Consider the following 18,495-nt stretch of genomic DNA (forward strand, 5'->3'; position numbering starts at 1 on the left):
GATTTTGATGTTATGTTGCTAAAAAACGAATGTTTAGGTTTAATTTTAATTAAATCATCTAATTGCTAAAACCATTTTGTAATATTGCTTATTGATTGTAAAGTCAATATCCTTCTTCAGTTTAACACGAAGCTGTAAAAATGTAGAATAGCATTTTCCGGCGTATATCGATGAAGTAGATTGGGGGCAGATGTGATGTAAGGTCGTGCAATACACTAGAAAGAGAGCGATGCCTTTGTGCTGTCAATGATGAAAATTTTTTGTATTCGGTAGGCTGAAGGCAATTTTAATGATTGTTTTTTGCCGGATTAATAAATAGCGATAGTTTTATAAAATAGTAATAAGGAAATGAGTTCAAGACGTGATTTTATTCGGCAAGGTTTGATTGCTGCGACGACAATGGGGACATTAACCGCATTTGATGCGATAGGATTGACGATTGCAGCAAAAGGCAGTGTTAAAAAATACCCTATTGTAATTTCAACTTGGGACTTTGGGATCGCAGCAAATAAAGCCGCTTGGGAAATATTGTCCAAAGGAGGCAAGGCATTGGATGCGGTAGAACAAGGTGTGCGTGTACCCGAGGCTGATCTCAAGAATATGACAGTGGGTAAAGGTGGTTATCCCGATCGCGACGGTCACGTCACACTTGATGCTTGTATCATGGATGCGGATGGTAACTGCGGTGCTGTTGCCGGAATGGAAAAAATTGGACATCCAATATCTGTAGCACGGCTGGTTATGGAAAAAACACCCCATGTCATGCTAGTAGGCGAAGGCGCATTGCAATTTGCGTTAGAAAATGGTTTTAAGGAAGAAAATCTACTGACCCCGGAAGGTGAAAAGGCCTGGAAGGAATGGTTGAAAGAGAAAAAATACAAACCTGTAGCCAATATTGAAAACCAATCTTTTGCCGCAGAACGTTTGCCGGGAAATCAATACAACCACGATACGATCGGTATGTTGGCGTTGGATGCCAATGGAAATATTTCTGGAGCCTGCACCACGAGTGGTATGGCTTTCAAGATGCATGGTCGGGTAGGAGATAGCCCTATTATTGGAGCCGGACTTTATGTCGATAATGAAGTTGGGGGTGCTACTTCGACCGGAGTTGGTGAAGAAGTTATCCGAAATGTAGGTAGTTTTTTGGTAGTCGAATTGATGCGTCAGGGTTATTCTCCCGAAGATGCCTGTAAGGAAGCTGTTATGCGTATCGTTAAGAAGAAGCCTGCAATTGCAAAGGCAATCCAAGTTGGATTCTTAGCAATTAATAAAAAAGGGGAATATGGTGCCTATGCGCTACAACAAGGTTTTTCCTATGCGGTTTGTGACAGTAAACAACAAGATTTATTGATTAAAGGAAAGCACTACTATAAATAGTAAAAATAGGGGCTTACGGGTTCGAGGAGCGATGATAGCAAGGTATATCATTGCCGATTAATCATTATATTTGTCTAAACTTATAGCCGCAGCTGATGCATCGGCTATAGGTTTATAAAAGTAAGAGTAAAATACGCAAGGTTATAAAAGTATGAAAGCAACATTTGGAGGAGGATGTTTTTGGTGTACAGAAGTTATTTTCCAAAACACTGAAGGGGTAACATCGGTATTACCTGGTTATATGGGGGGACATGTAGATAAGCCGACTTATGAGCAGGTCTGTACGGGGACAACTGATCATGTTGAGGTTGTCGAGTTAGAATATGACGAAGAGCTGGTGAATTACGAAGATCTCTTGAAAATCTTCTTTAAGACCCATAACCCGACAACATTAAACCGTCAAGGTAACGATGTGGGTACGCAGTATCGATCAGTTGTTTTTTATCATAATGAAGAACAAGAGATCTTAGCACAGAATTTTATCGATGAATTGGAAAATGAGGATGTTTACGAGGACCCTATTGTCACAGCAGTAGAACCAGCCGCGACATTCTGGTTGGCAGAGGATTATCATCATAATTATTTCAATGATCATCCTGAAAATCCATTTTGTTCAGTAGTCATTGCTCCAAAACTTCAAAAATTCCTAAAAGAATTTAAAGCTTAAAAAGACAATATTTTTAAAAAGACAATATTTAAGGTGTTGTATCCCAAAAAAAAGCTCGAATATTTATTCGAGCTTTTTTTGTGTATTGAATACGAGTTAGAACATTTCCATCTGTCCTTTATCATCGATTTGAATATCATTTGGATTGGTGATCTCCAATTTGATGTCGTCATTTTTTTCGGTTGACTCGACCTCTTTTTCGTTCACGGAACTGTCAACTTCTGTCGTTGTACTATCAACTGTTGGTTCTGTGGTATCAGTACTTGATTCGGCTGCCTTTTCTTTACTTTTTTGACTTAAATCTTCATCCGCTGTCAATAGTGTAACCGATTTTACGGTATGGAAAGATAGGCGGTTTCCTTGCGCTTTTATTCCTTTTACGTCAATAATTTCAGTCAAAGGTTGATCAAGGGTTTCTTCCGTTTGGGATTTGCCTTTTAAAATCTCCAATTTGACCATCGGTTCAGCTGCATTACTCATCAGGATCAGTTTGGATCCTGCATCTTCATTGATAAAGGAAATGCGTTTTCCAATAGGCTGATCGTCAAATTTAAAACGTTTGACAAAGTACGTTCCGCTCTTGCCGTCCTTATGCACGACTGTATAGATATGGTCTGGATAATATTTTTCGATCCGGATCATTTTCTCGTCGAAGTGGTTGCTTAGATCAAAGTTTGCTAATTCGTAGCTACCATCCGAAAGGACTACTAATATCTTGTCGTCGCCGTCAAACTCGCCAAGGTATTGTCCACGCTCATCTGCGTTTAGACGTTTCATGATGGTATCGTACCATATTTTTCGTCCTGCTAGTGTGGAGACTCCAGAGCTTTTAAAGCTGATTTTTTTGACAGGATATTTTGATACAATGTTTCCTTGTGAAGCACGGCCCTTGATTGCAATCTCGGCAAAGTCCATGTCAAAATTCAACTTACGCAATTTTGTGTGCGGTTTAAGCTGTATATTAACGACTTCCGCTTCACCATTGGGATTGGCTGTGAAATACAGGATTTTTGAGCCCTTGGATCCCTTGGACACATCATATTCCTTATCTCGCGTAACTCCTACTACCGAGAAACGTTTGATAAAACTGGTTCCAGTTTCACCTTCTTTATAGATGGCGTTATAGATTGTCCGTTCATCACCTTTTTTGAAAACAGCAACGTGGATAATTCCTTTTCCAACAAATACTTTATCCTGAATTTTACTGACAACATATTTGCCATCTTCGCGGAATACAATAATATCGTCGATATCCGAACAGTCGCATACAAACTCATCTTTCTTCATTCCCGAACCAATAAATCCTTCTTCGCGATTGACATATAGTTTGGTATTTGCTAGCGCAACTTGGGTCGCTTCTACTTTGTCGAATACCCGCAGTTCAGTTTTACGCTCGCGGTCTTTACTATATTTATCACGCAATTTCTCAAACCATGCAATGGCATATTCCGTCAATTGACGTAGATGACGCTTGACTTCTTTGATCTCATTTTCGAGTGTTTTCATCATTTCGTCCGCTTTTTTAACGTCGAAACGTGTAATGCTACTCATTGGTTTATCGATCAATTTTTTGTAATCTTCTGGACGTATCTCGCGGTAAAATTGATCGAAGAAAGGTTCAAACAAGCGATTCAGAACTTGCACAACAACCTCAAAGTCACCTGCATTTTCATAATCCGGATGCTTGTACATCCCCTCTTGAATAAATATTTTTAATAAACTACTGAAGAAGATTTTTTCTTGAAGATCGTTTAAACGAATCTCCAATTCTCGTTTCAATAAATTTTTGGTGTTTATTGTGTTTTCAGTCAGAATGTCGTTGACACTCATAAAGTGAGGTTTCTCATCCTTGATAACACAGGTGTTAGGAGAGATAGAGACTTCACAGGCGGTAAAGGCATATAATGCATCGATCGTTACATCGGGAGAAATTCCAGGAGCCAAATGTACAATGATCTCTACATTTCCCGCTGTATTGTCCTCGATTTTTTTGATCTTAATTTTTCCCTTATCGTTTGCGGTAACCACGCTTTCAATCAGACCGCCGGTTGTCGTTCCAAATGGAATTTCTGTAATTGCGAGCGTCTTTTTGTCGCGTTCTTCAATTTTTGCACGTACACGGATTTTACCACCACGTTGCCCCTCATTATAATTTGAAACGTCGGCCATACCACCCGTAGGGAAGTCTGGGAAGATATTCGGACGTTCACCGTGTAATACCTGAATTGATCCGTCAATTAGCTCAATGAAATTGTGGGGCATAATCTTGGTTGCTAAACCAACAGCAATCCCTTCGGCACCTTGAGCCAATAATAATGGGAATTTTACCGGAAGTGTGACAGGTTCGCGATTCCGTCCATCATAACTCAATTGCCACTCAGTTGTTTCGGGATTGAAGACAACGTCATTTGCAAATTTGGATAATCTTCCCTCGATGTACCGTGGAGCAGCAGCAGAGTCGCCCGTAATTGGGAAGCCCCAGTTACCTTGACAGTCAATCAGGAGATCCTTTTGGCCCAATTGTACCATGGCATCACCGATAGAAGCATCACCATGTGGGTGATATTTCATCGTGTTACCAATGACGTTGGCAGCTTTATTATATCGTCCATCATCCATTTCCTTCAAGGAATGGAGGATGCGACGTTGTACGGGTTTCAAACCGTCATTGATATGTGGAACGGCTCTGTCCAAGATAACATAGGATGCATAGTCCAAAAACCAGTTTTCGTATAGTCCTGATAAAGGTATCGTCTGACTTCCGTTTTCTGTTTTTCCTGATCCCAGCTCTTCTTGATTATCTTCCGTTGGGAAGTTCGTTTCGTCACTCATTTACTCAGCAATAGATTAAATTGTACAATACAGAAATGTTCGAAATAATATTTTATTCGAACGTGTAAAAATACAAAACCATTTTGTTTTATCCCAGTGAAACTATGAAAAGTTAAAAAAATTAGTTTTTAAAACTAATATAATTAGTTTGTTGATTGGTCAATGGTTAGATCATACCAATAACAGGGAATATTCCATAGATCGAAATGAAATTCTTCAGTTACCTGAAATCCTACTTTTTCCAAGACATGCCTTGATCCCAGGTTTGCTGTATGCGTGATGGCATGTACTTCAAAATGGGTCAGCTGTTCGCTGTAATATTGCATGCAGGCTAGTGCGGCTTCTGTCGCATAGCCTTTTCCCCAAGATTCCGTTCTGAAACGATAACCAAGGTCTAAAAATCCAATACGTCCGTTCTCCAATTCGTCAATATACTTAAATCCCGTCCAGCCAATCCATTGATTGCTTGATTTCTCAATGACCCCTAGACGGCCTATACCGTATTTTTCATATTGTTGTTGAATATGCGCGATGGCTTTTTTCATTTCTTGAATAGATTGAACAGGTTCGTTATTCAGAAAGGTATGAACCTCCGGCTGTGAATCCATTGCGAAAAAATAAGCTGCATCATCCATCTCTATTGGACGGATAATTAAACGTTCAGTTTCCAGTATAGGTAAGTGTTTTTCCATATTGTTTATCTCAAGTGTTAGGCATGCTAAAGCCACAATTTATCGATATCTTTTTGTAGTATTTTTTCTTTCATTTCCTCCTCAAAGTCGCCGAACTGCTCTTTTTTTACAGATTTACTAATTCTGCCATTTTCGAGTACCAAGATTTCATCGCAGGTATCTTTTAGTGTGGAAAAGATATGCGACGAAATTAGGATCGTTTTACCCATTGCTTTTAAGCGTAATATAATCTCCGTAAGCATAATGCTGCTTTGTAGATCAATGCCATTAAAAGGTTCGTCAAGGATATAGTAATTATTGTCCTGAAGTAAAGTAACTGTCAGGGCTAGTTTTTTTTTCATTCCCGTGGAATAGGCGCTCGCATACTCTTTTAAGGGCAACTCAAAAATATTTCTTTCACTTAGATTCTTGATTTGTTTACCACGTGCATCTGTCAGCAGATAAATATACTCTTCCCCGGTGAGCTTAGAAAGAAAATACGGATCGGAGGTCAGGTAACCTAAATTGTTTTTGAGCGGCGCCAAATCAGATTTTATACTTCCCGAGGCGGTTTCCAGTCCAGCAATACAACGAAACAGCGTTGTCTTTCCGGCGCCATTTTCACCGACGATACCGTATACTTTTCCGCTTTCAAAAGTGTAAGTAATCTCGTGGAGCACTTGATGCCGTCCAAAGGACTTGCTGATATTCGTAAGCTCGATCATAAGTGGTTTTTTAGATTGTTGATTGCTTTGATATAATAGAAGGGCAAGAGCGCGAGGATCAAGGGGTAAAAGCTAAAACAAAGTGCCAATGCAAAACCTTCGGGGAAATTGATCTCCCGTGGATAAGCGACGTATTTTAAGGTGATTGCAAAAGGAAGCAAAAGTAATATTCCGCCCAATACAATACAGACATTAAATAAATCCGATGGAAAGATTATAACATACAGAAAAAGAAGGGGTAGTACCAAGAGTAGACATTGTAAAATTCCTCTTTTAAACTTTCGCATCAGAAAGACTGTTGGTGTATATTGGTTATTCCAAAGGTAAAAAATAGGTTCCGGTAATTGATAATAGAAAACACAGGCGAGCGCAATGCAAACCACACAAAATAAAACAAGATTGGAATTGGCCACATAAAAGCCGATTCCGGCCAAGAGATACATTACAAGCAAGAGCAGGTAGCTCCGTCGGAATCCGATGATAAATTCAAAAGGTTTTTTTGCGAAAGGTGTCGGAATAGATTTTCCGAAAGCCTTAAATGTCAAAAATGCAAAGATAATAGCCAAAATAGCTAATAACACTGCATAGCCCCATTGGTTGTGGAGGAAAAGAATGATGAAGGACGGCAGCGTTAACAAGCCATTTTCCAATATTCTGATTTTGTGGAAATCGTATTTACTGTATGTATTTTTGAGAAAGTCATTTCTGTTTTTTTCTGTGAGCAGAAACAGTGCTTGGAAATTGCCAAGCAGTAGGGCATAACAACCAAAAAGCGGATATTGAACCAATGCATAATAAGCAAAATAACATAATCCAAACAACAGGAGAAAGGCGAGCCAAACCGGCAGTCCTGTAGCGCGAATATGCCGATACAGTAAAGTATATTGAAGCTTTAAATAATTGCTAACCATGATACGATCAAAAGTAAAAAATCGAAGTTAAAAACAAGGGACTGTTCCCTTATTTTTATTTCGGCCTTGCAACGATCGATTGTTGGTCGTTTTGACGCTTGAATTTCTTTATTTTACGGCCCTGTGTCTTTTCTGCCAGCTCAGCATATAGGTCAGAGCAAGTAGCAAAACTACTGCATTGGCATACATAATGACTGGAATTCGTAGGATAACATCACTATAGTACAATCCAGCAAGCAGTGCGCCAAGTCCTATTCCGGCTTCAAGGGAGATATACATGGTTGCAACCGCCTTGCCGCGATGTTCGGGTAAACTAAGGTCAATCGTCCAGGCATTCACAGCAGGGGAGAGTATACCCGTGCCTACACCATAGATGCTTGCGCCGATCATCATGCCAATGAAACTATTTCCAATGCCAATAGCAACGAGTGCAATCGCGATAATAACTATTCCGACAACAATAACCTTAGGTCTTCCATAACGGTCCGAAACTTTGCCGGAAACAAAACGTATCAATACTGACGCAATGGTGAAGGCTAGGAAAAATAGCCCTTTATTTTTGAGTCCAAGGTATTCACTCCAGTCGGGAATTAGGGTTAAAATGACTCCATAAGCGGTGTAAGATAAAAACGTGACGATTCCCGCAGGTAGTGCACGCCATTCAATGATATCTTTTCGGTTTATTTTGAGCATGGAGAGATTGAATTTCTCTTTTTTCGCCAGTGTTTCCTTCATGTTAATGACGATAAGGATGGAGAGAAGTGCCATGAAAGAAGAGCAATAAAACATCACATTGATACCAAAGGCCTCGAAAATAGCGCTGCCAATTGCTGGGCCGACAGCTGTACCGACGCTAAAGGCCAATCCATGCATCCCAAGCGCCTCACCCCATCTTTTTTGTGGAACCAGATCGGCGACATAAGCAGAAGTTGAGGTAGGTTTAAAACCAGTGGAAAAACCATGTATCAATCGTAAGAATAGAAAGCCCGCGACTGATGTTAAAATGGGATAAAGAAAACCACAGATGAAACAGACAATGGATCCAATGGCCATGACTGGTACACGTCCCCAGCGATCGGTCAATTTACCACTAAAAGGCCGCGAAATTCCGGCAGTCAATGTAAACAGCGCTATGATCAACCCTTTGTATTCTGCTCCGCCCAAACTGCTCAGATAATTGGGTAGTTCGGGGATGATCATATTGAAGCTAGAAGAAAATAGGAGTGAGCTTAAGCAAAGTAAAATAAATTGAAGCGTATAGATGGATTTCTGTTCAGCTGGCATGGCGCTATTTTTATCGTGTGTGAGTATTCAAAAAAGAATAATGGATTGTGGCGATTATCCATCCTTCTAGGGAATGGAGCAAATGTACAGTTTTTGGAACGATTAAGCGGTTTCTTTTGGTGGAAAAATAATAGAATTCTTTATATAAGATAGAAAATACGAAGGCGAGGACGTTAGTGCCTAAAAAAAGATTATTTTTGGGAAGACCCTTTATTTAGAACATGCAAGAACTTAGAAATCCTGGTGTTTATTTTGAAATTCCGGTATCGGATTTGAATCGCGCAATCGCGTTTTATAGCCAGTTATTCAATTTTACCTTTGAACAGGAAGATTTTGACGATAACCACATGGCTTACTTTCCATTTCAAGAAACCTTATCTGGGATTACTGGCGCCCTGGCGAAAGGCGAAATTTATAAACCTACACGCGAGGGAGTACTCCTTTATTTACATGTAGAAAACATATCTACTACGTTGGAAAGGGCCATGAGCTTGGGTGGAAAAGAGCTATATCCCGCCACTTTTCATGCCGATCTGGGATTTGCTGTTGCGGAGATTGAAGATTCTGAAGGAAATAGGATCGGGCTACATCAAAAGTTATAAGCGGCAATTCAGATCATATAGCTTACTAGATCAACTGTTGCCGGACTATTTCGCTGCAGAAGATGGTCGTTGCAACGGCTACGTTGAGTGATTCGGCTTGGCCTATGCGCGGAATAGTGATAGCTTGATCGATCAACGCTATTATTTCATCACTGATGCCATTTCCCTCGTTCCCCATAACAATTAGCCCCTCATTAGCCCACACAGTCTGATAAATGGATTGACCATTAAGTAGGGCGCCATACACTTTTAATCCAGTAGCCGGAATAAAATCCGTTAAATCAGTATAGTGGATTTGCAGTCTAGCCAGTGAGCCCATGGTTGCTTGCACTACTTTAGGGTTGTAGGCGTCTACAGTTCCAATGGAACAGATAATATGTTCGATTCCAAACCACTCCGCCGTGCGGATAATTGTACCCAGATTGCCTGGATCCTGCACATCATCGAGTACAAGGCTAAACTTGTTTTTTAAATTACTTGGTACAATTTTCTGCTGTAAAGGAAGTTTGACCAAAGCGAGTACACCTTGTGGCGATTTCAGTGTACTAATCTTTTGGAATTCAGTATCCGTTAGTTCATAGGATTTTATATTATGCGAGATTTTACCCACTTTTGTGTTTGCGTCGCCCGTGTAGAAAATAGACTCAACCTCATAGCTTGATGAAATAAATTCCATCACGGATTTTATACCCTCAACGATAAACAGGCCGTGTTGTTTTCTATACTTTTTATTTTGTAGAGACGTTATTAGACTGATTTGCGCTTTTGACAACATTTTTATTGATGATTAAGTATCCTCGTTTTATCGGATTTGCAAGTATAACGCTTTTAGTGTTATTTTTTGCATCATGCCGTTCTTCAAAATATCTTGACGATGACCAAGCTCTGGTTACAAAAGTACAGATTTCTGGTGTCACCCCTGCATTGAAAGAATCATCCGAAACGTATATTTCCAATCAAATAAGACCTAATTCAAGGGTAAATTTATTTATTTACAATACGTTCAATACTAAAAACGGGCGTTATAAAACCAAGAAAATTCGGAATGTTGGCGAACCACCTCATTTGTTGGATTCGGCAATGGTCGATTTATCCGCCAATCAAATCCGACGCTTTCTATTTTCAAAAGGTTATTTTAAAGCTAAGGTCGAACCAACAATTTCAGTTTCCAAAAAGCGAGCACATATCGATTTTAAAGTGGATGAAGGTGTCCCATATCAAGTTAGAAATATAGATCGAAAATTTGAGGATGAAGATATTAAGGCAATATTTGAACGGGAGGTACTCCCCAAAACTGCTGTAAAATCCAATACCCAGTACGATGCCGCAAAGTTGCTCGATGAGCGGGAGAAACTTTATATTTCGATGCGTAACAATGGGTATTACGATTATGTAAGGCAATATATGCGTGCTGGGGTAGATTCAACGATCGATGGACCTTTGATCGACTTGAAAATTAATGTCGAAAATCCGTCTGACTCAACGATACATAAAAAGTATCAAATAGATAGTGTTTATATGACGATAAGGAATTATGGAACAATGTCGAAGAAGGAGCCTCGTCGTATAGTAGATTCTGCAAAACGTCTTTTATTTGTTGATGAAACAAATAGTTTCAGGTGGAAACCTTTGGAACGCTATATGTATCTACGCTCAGGTCAGTACTATTCCTTGCGGGAGGAAAATAAGTCATATGACCGATTGTATGAGATGAATGGTTTTCGTTCTGTCAAGATGCAGTTTGTCAAAAAAGATTCCAATAAACTCGATGTGCACTATGATTTCGTTCCAAGACCGCGGATGGGAAACCAGATAGAGGGCGAGTATACCTTTAGTTCGGGTATGAGCGGATTTAATATTGGAAATACATTCTCTCAACGTAATATCTTTGGTGGTTCGGAGCAATTGGAAGTGAAATTACGTTATGGTGTATTGTTTGATCCGCGCCTCGCAGGTGGGCTTTCCAGCAAAATATTCAATAACGATTTTCAAGCGGGCGTAAATTTGGTTATTCCTCGTCTGATGGTTCCCTTTCATATTAATCCAGGTGGAAAGTTTGGTTTGCCCAAAACGACCTACTCGATGACATTGCAGTTGTTCGATCAAGATAAAACCTATTCAAACCGCTATTTCATCACGTCGCTGAATTACTCATGGTATGAAACAGAAAATAAGTACCATAGTTTTACGCCTATTGTGTTGGAGTATCGGGATGGACGCTTGGATTCCAATTTTCGGAACAAGCTTGTACAGGAAGGTTATCAGCTGTATGTACGTAGCAACGACCGTCAGTATTTTGGTTTAGGGACACAATATACCTTTATCCTGAATGGTAAAAAATTGAATAGCAAGGAGGACTTTCAATATTTCAGAGGAACATTGGACGTGAGTGGAAACGTATTGGATCTTATTAGCTCCTTGGCAAAATTGCCTAAGAATGCCGATGGTGAGAAAAAAATATTCGGTGTGCCCTTTCTTCAATACGCCAAGACAGAATTCGATTATCGTTTATACCGAAATCTCGGTGGAAATAGGCAGTTTGTCTTCCGTTTTAATCCGGGGATAGCGATTCCTTATGGTAATAACTCTAAACTGTTGATTTTTGAAAAGAGCTTTTATAGCGGCGGGATGAATGGCATACGCGCATGGCAGGCACGTACCTTGGGGCCAGGTGCCTATAACCGGCAGAGTCTTAGTGAGGATTTGCGTTTAAACCTGCGTAATTTGGATCAACTGGGGGAGATTAAACTGGAAGCAAATGCCGAATATCGATTCAGGTTACTCAATAACTTCCTGGGCGCAAAGATGAATGGAGCAACATTTTTGGATATGGGAAATGTTTGGCGACTGAAGAAGGATGAAGAACTAAATCCGGGGGGGGAGTTTAAATTCAATAAATTTCTTGGGCAGGTCGCCATTGGTACCGGCTTCGGACTTCGTTTCGATTCGGACTATTTTGTCATTCGCTTAGATGCCGGGCTTAAACTAAAAGATCCGCAATTCTCAGGTGCTGATCAATGGGTTATCAAGCATTTCTTTGATTCCAAAGAATTTAAGGCCCAATATTATGAAACCCATAGGCCCGACAGGTACAATTTTATTCAATACAATTTTGGAATCGGTATGCCGTTCTAATGTCTAACTGTTTCGTTATGATTTACGTTGATCCCACCAGTTGATGGGACATTCAGACAAACCGCTTTGTTAACCGATGAGATTTTTGAGACTTGAAAATATTGATTCAAAAATTTTACTCAAATCCAAACCTTGGGAATGGTTGAATAAAAAGAAAACTATAGCCAGCGCGATGGCCGTCATAATCACTTTTTTAAACATGTAAGCTATTCCTAACACAATGGCCGGGATAATCAAAAACATCAATCCGCTAATGGCAAAAGGAGAGAGTCCGCTATCGCTCTTATAGATATAGAATAAACGTCCCTTGGAAGTTTGTTGATTCTTATGGCTAAAGAAAACAAAGGTTGATGACTCAATTTTCTGATTAGGGACAGCAACACCCTCATGAAATTGTAGTGGTTGCGAGAAACCATTGATGGTAAATAGGTAATTGCCATTAATGGTCTCATTGGTGTTTCCCAATGAATCCAATGCAACTACAGCCAGTTTTCCATTTTTGGAAAGGTTTTCTTTTACGATAAAGTTTTGGATATTTTGTTCTTGAGCAGCTGCCCAAAAAGGTATCAGTAACAGAAAAAATATAATCTTTTTCATCGTTTTATTTTTATTCAATTCGCGTTTTCCCTTTTTAGGGTCTATTTGCATAGCGCTAATATCATTTGGAGGATTGATAGCATCAATACATCAAATCCGATTTCCTTGAAATGAGACTGCAATTTTAGGGATTTTAATTTTCTTTTGAAAATCTTTAACTATGCGAATGTTGAAACCTTTGTAAATACGTTCTTGAGCCTTTCATCATTCCTCAAAAAAAGGTGCTGTCAAAATCCTGAGTAGGAGTGCAAAAGATATTTAGCTCATTTGTGTTTGACCTGCGGTATGATATTTCAGGATGTTTTGTTAGTTCATTTATAATTAAATCGATAATATTTGATCCATCGTAATTTTGGATTATTCACTTGTAAAATAGGTAAATTTTCGAAAAAAATTAGTTCTTTGAAAGTTCTTGGATCAATTGCAATTTCACTGCGTCATTTAAAATACCTTTTGGATCATCAATAACTATTTTGCCAAAAATGTCTTTTTTCATGGATGCACTATTTCCATTGTTGTCGCTAGCTTCATAATTTCCAAATATATCTTTTCGAACGGAAACACGATTTCCCCTGTTATCTTCAATTGTTTTACCACCTAGAATATCAGTTCTCACTGTGGTACGTTGACCATTGCTATTTTCGATAGTGAGATTATCAAGAATATCTTTTGTTATCCGGCTTGAATTACCTTTGTTATCTCGAATCTCCATATTGCCGAAAATATCTTTAGATATCGTTGAGCTATTGCCTTGATTATCTCGGATGTCGAGACCTCCAAAAATATTTTTTGATACAGTTTTTACATTTCCTTTTTCATCACGTATTTCTAAATTGCCGTGTATATTTTTAAAAACTGTGGACGGACTTCTGTCTAGATTAGGAAGATCGAAATCGCCGCTACTGTTTTTTCTGACAGTAGTTTCACCTCCATCCTCATCTTTTACGACAATATTTCCTGAAAAGTCTTCTTTTATAGTCAGTTTAATACCACTCTTATTTACGGTTGTATATTCACCCAGGCTACCTCGTCTAAATTTAATGGTATTTCTCCACATATCTGAAAGAATAACTTCTCCCCAGCTATCGGTTTCTATTTTTATGGATTTTTTATCTAAGCCTTCTGAAATGGCCATTTTAATCATGTACTTTTTCATATTGTCAGAAGGGGGATCGGACCATATTCGGGTATACTCTTCCACTGTTGAAATTTTGGCTTCTGAAGTTAAAGTAACTAATAGCAGTGAAAAACTGAATAAGAAATATATACGCATGATCTGTCTGTGATTTAATGTCAATATACGTTTTTTTGCGCTACTTTCATTATATTTAAACAGTAAGCGAATTAATTGATGTCAACTACGGACGAAACGGAACGGCTGGGCAAAGTAAAACCTTTGATTCTGAGGAAGCCCGTCTAAAGGATGCTGAAAAACTAATTGCGGAGAAGACTAAAAAAGGCTATTCTGAGAATGGTGCTGTAGATGCAGATAGCAAGGAAAGAGGATCCGCTGTTCGACAGTCAACGGCTGCCAGCCAGTTATTGAATTAGTCTAAGATCTCTTCGTATGTCAATGTGTTTTTACTCTTTGATACGCGAATAGTTATAAATGTCGGAACGATACCTTTGCCATTCGGATGGTACATGGAATAAATATAGGAATCTTTGTCGTGATAATTAGCGCGTAGTGTGTCACCTTCATATCTGTCTACTGCAGTGGTATGAACTTCTATTCTTTCATCCATTTTGTCACTCCAGCTTCGTTGATCAATAAAAGATTGTTTGTCTTTTTCGGAGATAGATAGTTCAAATTGATGTGTGTAATCTCTTAAGCCGCCACTTTGATTGGAAATAATTTTAAAATCATCTTTTAGCGTGATATGGTGTTCGCTGAGTAGTTTTCTTGCATCAGATTTAGAGAATAATAGATCATCAAATAGCAAGTATAGCGTGAATATAAGAAAAGGCAAGATTAAAATAATCGAGACGATAGTTCCCAACTTTTTACGGCCAGACTTTTTTAGGATCCAGTACGTGAAATAGATGAATAGGCCTGGGATGCCAAACCATATCAAAAAAATCAGCGTGTATAGTGTATACATTTGTTAATAGTTATAATCCTAAAGCTCCTAATCCACGAATAATGTCTAAATAGATTTGCGGTATATCCACATCCCCAATATTTTTACGGATGACATCGGTAATACCAGCATGTGAGATACCCTGAGAAGCATGAATATGTTTAAAGTTTGCTCCCCAAACTGCACTTTCTAATGGGACCATCCCATCATTTTCACCTACCAGTCGCCTCAGGTATTTAAAACTCAAAGCATAGAACAAATCATCTTGTGGCTTAGTCATTGTCGAAGCAAAGCTCTGATAAAATACATTGTCCATATTGGGGTTGAGCTGGTTGAAAACACGCATTTCTTTTACACTGAGATCTCGAATTAGTTCGATTGGTGCGGGAGATTGCCCTCCAAATAAGAAAGAAAGACGTTGGATCAGTTTTTTTGTAACAGAATCTCTGGATAGATGTTTTTCCATTAGATAGTCTGCTATTGGTGTTCCTAAGTGTGGTGTGGATATTGTGCTTAAGGAGGCTACCATTTGATGTCCCTTTAGCGTTGAAATAAAATAGCGGGCGTCGATCCCTCCTTTAGAATGCGCGATGAGATTAAATTTAGTGGCACCTGTTTTTTCTGCAAGATCTGACAGATTTCTTTTCAGCATCTGTGCATTGTTAGCCACGCTGCCCCAACCATCGGTCTTGCCATAAAAAAATGAGATATTGTTTTTTTTGAAAGTCTTGGGGATCCTGCCCCAAAATAAACTGTTATCCCCAGCAGCCGTGCCGTGGATCAATATGATGGGATATCTTAATGTAAAGGCAGTCATTGAGTTTTTTTATACATCTTCATCCATCCAATAGGTTTTGCAAATCAGCTTTATCTTGCTATTTTTTGATCTGGATTGATTATATGAACAGGTTCTATAATTAAGCTATTCGACTCATTTTCATTAAAAGGCTAGTCTATTGTCAGGTCCGCCAATAAGTCCCGTCGACATATTCGAGCAAATCTACCAGTCCCTGAGGGATTGCCGGAAATGCTTCCTGGAGTTTCGCTAGATCTATTTTGCTTGCACCATGTTTAATCCGTTCAAAATGATCCCAGGTTTCTTCACCACCATTACTATAGTATGCTTTCTTTAAACCAGATAAATAATTGTCTACTATTTTCATTTGCTTTTCTTCTTGTTTGTGAATTTAGTCAAACTTGATGATAGAATAAAAGTAAATTGTAGTGTATTTCCTTTTCTGTCTGCTTTTTATAACGAACCTAAAATTTTAAAATCTCGGAGGAAAGCGAGAAAAAGATTGTTGTGGAAAGTTAAAAATGTTTTGTTAATAATTCATTAAATGGTTAATTTAATGAAAATTTTCAATTATGAAATCTAATCGCCTATTTATTTTCCTTGTTGTTTTTCTAACAACGGTAGCTACTCCTGTGTTTAGTCAACAAAATTTTAACTTTTCATTTGATCAACCGATTATAAATCCCTGGTTCAAGGTTGGGGATACGACGGCTTTTAAGAGTGGTATAGATCACGATACGTATTATAGTGCAAAAGGAGCACTTCGGATTGAAAGTATAAAGAAGAACAGCGCTTTCGGAGGGATTATGATGTGGTTACCATCAAATTTAAAGGGGGATTCCACTGAAGTGTCTGCGATGATCAAGCGTGAGAATATCATCGCAGGGTCTTATGCGTCGATGATGCTACGGATCGATCCCAAAGTCTTTTTCGACAATATGGCTAACCGCCAAATGAATGGGACAAAAAACTGGGAAAATATTAAGCTGAAAACTAAATTGGTGCCAAACCAGACCGAAGGGATATCCATTGCATTTTTTCTTTCTGGGGAAGGTAAGATGTGGGTTGATGATGTGCTCATTACTGTAGATGGTAAGGATATTACCAAAGAAGTAGGAATGTTTGTGCCATTTGCGAAAGGGATCAGTGAACCTGCAAGTTCGGGGATTTCTGATTTTAATACTACGCCCAAGATTGATCAACGCTTAGTGGATTTAGGGAGAATATGGGGTTTCCTGAAATATAGACATCCCGCTGTGGCGCAAGGAAAATATGATTGGGATCAGCAGTTGTTTAAGTCCATTGACGCTATTATTAGAGCAAAGGATAATAAATCTGTTGAGGCTCATTATGCGATGCTCTTAGACAGTCTCGGTGCCACGGCCAACTATGCCAAGCCACAGCTTGAAAATGTGGTTCATGAAGTAGATTATAGCTGGATTGATGGTCTCTCTTTTAACAATGATATCAAGAATAAATTAAGACGTATTCGCTACAGTAATTTTGATCAACATCATTATTTTGGTTTTGCTGGAGGTGCTGGCAATGTTCTTTTCAAGAATGAAAAAAAATATGAAAATGTATTTTCTGCAGATGCGGGGTTTCGTTTATTGGCGCTCTTTCGCTTTTGGAATATGATCGAATATTTTTCCCCCTATAAACATCTGACGGATCCGAAATGGGATGCTGTTTTAAAGACCGCTGTGCCCGAAATGATCCTGAGTCGGGATGATCGTTCTTATGGCCTTTCACTTCTCAAGATGGTATCCCAGGTAAAAGATGCACATACCGGACTCTGGAGCATGCCCAAAGGACTGATAAATTATTATGGCAAGTACCGTATGCCGGTGGAGATCCGAATGATAGAAGGAAAAGCTGTGGTAACTAAAGTTTTTGATAGTGAGAAATCCGGAGATAAACTTAGCATAGGAGATGTGCTCATCAGTAAGGAACATAAAAAGATTGAAGAAATCAGAGATTCGCTTTGGGCTTATATGAGTACACCGAATGAAGCTGTAGCCAACCGTGATCTGGCGCGAAAGCTTGTGACAAGCAATAGCGAGATTGTGCCCTGTGAGTTAGTGCGTGATGGCCGGCCGATTAAAGTAGATATTGCTGCGATACCCTCTAGCCAAATTAAACCTGCTTCAAGAGATACCGTGCCTTTTAAGATGCTGGACAATAATATTTTGTATATCAATCACAGTTTACTGCGTGCTAAGATGATCACAGAAAATATGGCAAACTGGAGCAAGGTAAAAGGTATTGTGATTGATGACCGCAATTATCCCGGTGATTTTTTAGTATTCAAGCTTACACCCTTGTTGTTGACCAAGCCTACTGATTTCGTTCGTTTTAGCAGTACGAGCCTTCAATATCCCGGCACTTTTGTAATGAGCAGCCCATTACAAGTTGGGGAGAATACCAATGATTGCTATCAGGGGAAAGTGGCTATTCTGGTCAATGAAGATACCCAGAGTTCTGCGGAATATCATGTGATGGCTTATCAGGCAGCTTCCAATGTCAAGGTTTTCGGATCACCGACAGCGGGTGCTGATGGCAATGTCAGTTCCATAGAGTTACCGGGCAATCAGCGGACAATGCTTTCCGGACTGGGGATATATTATCCCGATCAACGTGAAACCCAGCGTGTAGGTATTAAAATTGATGAGATTGTCAAACCGAGTATCAAGGGGATTCGCGAAGGTAGGGATGAGGTAATGGAAAAAGCATTGGAGTATCTAAGTCAATAGATTAGCCCTTCCATAGGATGGTTGTTATTGAGGTATTATACATTTAAAGTCAGACATGCTA

General features: G+C 39.1%; 17 protein-coding genes. 6 read left to right on the plus strand and 11 right to left on the minus strand.

Annotated features, from left to right (window positions below):
* Window positions 1–348 precede the first annotated feature (348 nt).
* Together B2O97_RS08665 and msrA are read left to right on the plus strand one after the other, a co-directional pair.
* Window positions 349–1,380 (plus strand): N(4)-(beta-N-acetylglucosaminyl)-L-asparaginase, encoded by a 1,032-nt coding sequence (locus B2O97_RS08665; RefSeq protein ID WP_201639508.1) that lies wholly within the window; start codon window positions 349–351, stop codon window positions 1,378–1,380.
* 151 nt (window positions 1,381–1,531) lie between these two features.
* Window positions 1,532–2,047: a peptide-methionine (S)-S-oxide reductase MsrA gene (gene msrA, locus B2O97_RS08670; protein ID WP_286752872.1), complete on the plus strand. Its 516-nt coding sequence runs from the start codon at window positions 1,532–1,534 to the stop codon at window positions 2,045–2,047.
* Window positions 2,048–2,143: 96 nt separating this feature from the next.
* Here the strand turns inward: msrA and B2O97_RS08675 are convergent, their stop codons facing one another.
* From B2O97_RS08675 to B2O97_RS08695, 5 genes are all read right to left on the minus strand, one after another.
* On the minus strand, window positions 2,144–4,879 hold the full coding sequence (locus B2O97_RS08675) for a DNA gyrase/topoisomerase IV subunit A (protein WP_286767269.1): 2,736 nt from the start codon (window positions 4,877–4,879) through the stop codon (window positions 2,144–2,146).
* Between the two features lie 143 nt (window positions 4,880–5,022).
* On the minus strand, window positions 5,023–5,571 hold the full coding sequence (locus B2O97_RS08680; protein ID WP_286767270.1) for a GNAT family N-acetyltransferase: 549 nt from the start codon (window positions 5,569–5,571) through the stop codon (window positions 5,023–5,025).
* A 26-nt stretch (window positions 5,572–5,597) separates the two neighbouring features.
* Entirely contained in the window at window positions 5,598–6,275 is a 678-nt protein-coding gene (locus B2O97_RS08685) for an ATP-binding cassette domain-containing protein (protein ID WP_286767271.1), read from the minus strand.
* Window positions 6,272–7,186, minus strand: a complete 915-nt coding sequence (locus B2O97_RS08690) for a hypothetical protein (protein ID WP_286767272.1) — start codon at window positions 7,184–7,186, stop codon at window positions 6,272–6,274. The genes B2O97_RS08685 and B2O97_RS08690 overlap by 4 nt, the downstream gene beginning before the upstream one ends.
* 108 nt (window positions 7,187–7,294) lie before the next feature.
* Window positions 7,295–8,470, minus strand: a complete 1,176-nt coding sequence (locus B2O97_RS08695; protein ID WP_070567216.1) for an MFS transporter — start codon at window positions 8,468–8,470, stop codon at window positions 7,295–7,297.
* Window positions 8,471–8,691: 221 nt separating this feature from the next.
* Between B2O97_RS08695 and B2O97_RS08700 the strand changes: the two genes are divergently transcribed.
* Window positions 8,692–9,072 (plus strand): VOC family protein, encoded by a 381-nt coding sequence (locus B2O97_RS08700; RefSeq protein ID WP_112374217.1) that lies wholly within the window; start codon window positions 8,692–8,694, stop codon window positions 9,070–9,072.
* 25 nt (window positions 9,073–9,097) lie between these two features.
* Here the strand turns inward: B2O97_RS08700 and B2O97_RS08705 are convergent, their stop codons facing one another.
* Window positions 9,098–9,847, minus strand: coding sequence for a TrmH family RNA methyltransferase (locus tag B2O97_RS08705; RefSeq protein WP_286767273.1), 750 nt, complete (start codon window positions 9,845–9,847; stop codon window positions 9,098–9,100).
* 8 nt (window positions 9,848–9,855) lie between these two features.
* Here B2O97_RS08705 and B2O97_RS08710 point away from each other — a divergent pair, with 8 nt between their 5' ends.
* Entirely contained in the window at window positions 9,856–12,207 is a 2,352-nt protein-coding gene (locus B2O97_RS08710) for a BamA/TamA family outer membrane protein (RefSeq protein WP_145327573.1), read from the plus strand.
* Between the two features lie 69 nt (window positions 12,208–12,276).
* Here the strand turns inward: B2O97_RS08710 and B2O97_RS08715 are convergent, their stop codons facing one another.
* Both B2O97_RS08715 and B2O97_RS08720 read right to left on the minus strand, forming a co-directional pair.
* The gene (locus B2O97_RS08715) at window positions 12,277–12,804 is read right to left on the minus strand and encodes a hypothetical protein (RefSeq protein ID WP_070567618.1); all 528 of its coding nucleotides are present in this window, start codon (window positions 12,802–12,804) and stop codon (window positions 12,277–12,279) included.
* A gap of 394 nt (window positions 12,805–13,198) precedes the next feature.
* On the minus strand, window positions 13,199–14,077 hold the full coding sequence (locus tag B2O97_RS08720) for a hypothetical protein (protein ID WP_201639503.1): 879 nt from the start codon (window positions 14,075–14,077) through the stop codon (window positions 13,199–13,201).
* Window positions 14,078–14,151: 74 nt separating this feature from the next.
* Between B2O97_RS08720 and B2O97_RS25250 the strand changes: the two genes are divergently transcribed.
* Window positions 14,152–14,355: a WGR domain-containing protein gene (locus B2O97_RS25250; RefSeq protein WP_083296024.1), complete on the plus strand. Its 204-nt coding sequence runs from the start codon at window positions 14,152–14,154 to the stop codon at window positions 14,353–14,355.
* On the opposite strand, the gene B2O97_RS08725 is transcribed toward B2O97_RS25250, so the two are convergent.
* The 3 genes from B2O97_RS08725 to B2O97_RS08735 form a co-directional block, all read right to left on the minus strand.
* Window positions 14,352–14,906 (minus strand): hypothetical protein, encoded by a 555-nt coding sequence (locus B2O97_RS08725; RefSeq protein WP_201639502.1) that lies wholly within the window; start codon window positions 14,904–14,906, stop codon window positions 14,352–14,354. The two genes, B2O97_RS25250 and B2O97_RS08725, sit on opposite strands and share 4 nt — an antisense overlap.
* 10 nt (window positions 14,907–14,916) lie before the next feature.
* The gene (locus B2O97_RS08730) at window positions 14,917–15,702 is read right to left on the minus strand and encodes an esterase/lipase family protein (protein WP_201639501.1); all 786 of its coding nucleotides are present in this window, start codon (window positions 15,700–15,702) and stop codon (window positions 14,917–14,919) included.
* A gap of 142 nt (window positions 15,703–15,844) precedes the next feature.
* Window positions 15,845–16,048 carry a hypothetical protein gene (locus tag B2O97_RS08735; protein ID WP_070567203.1) on the minus strand — a complete coding sequence of 68 codons (204 nt, stop codon included), beginning with the start codon at window positions 16,046–16,048 and terminating at the stop codon, window positions 15,845–15,847.
* A 205-nt stretch (window positions 16,049–16,253) separates the two neighbouring features.
* Between B2O97_RS08735 and B2O97_RS08740 the strand changes: the two genes are divergently transcribed.
* A complete protein-coding gene (locus B2O97_RS08740; RefSeq protein ID WP_286767274.1) occupies window positions 16,254–18,434 on the plus strand; it encodes a S41 family peptidase in 2,181 nt (726 codons plus the stop codon).
* Window positions 18,435–18,495 lie beyond the last annotated feature (61 nt).

It is taken from the genome of Sphingobacterium sp. UBA865 (assembly GCF_002295765.1).
Taxonomy (GTDB): Bacteria; Bacteroidota; Bacteroidia; order Sphingobacteriales; family Sphingobacteriaceae; genus Sphingobacterium; species Sphingobacterium multivorum.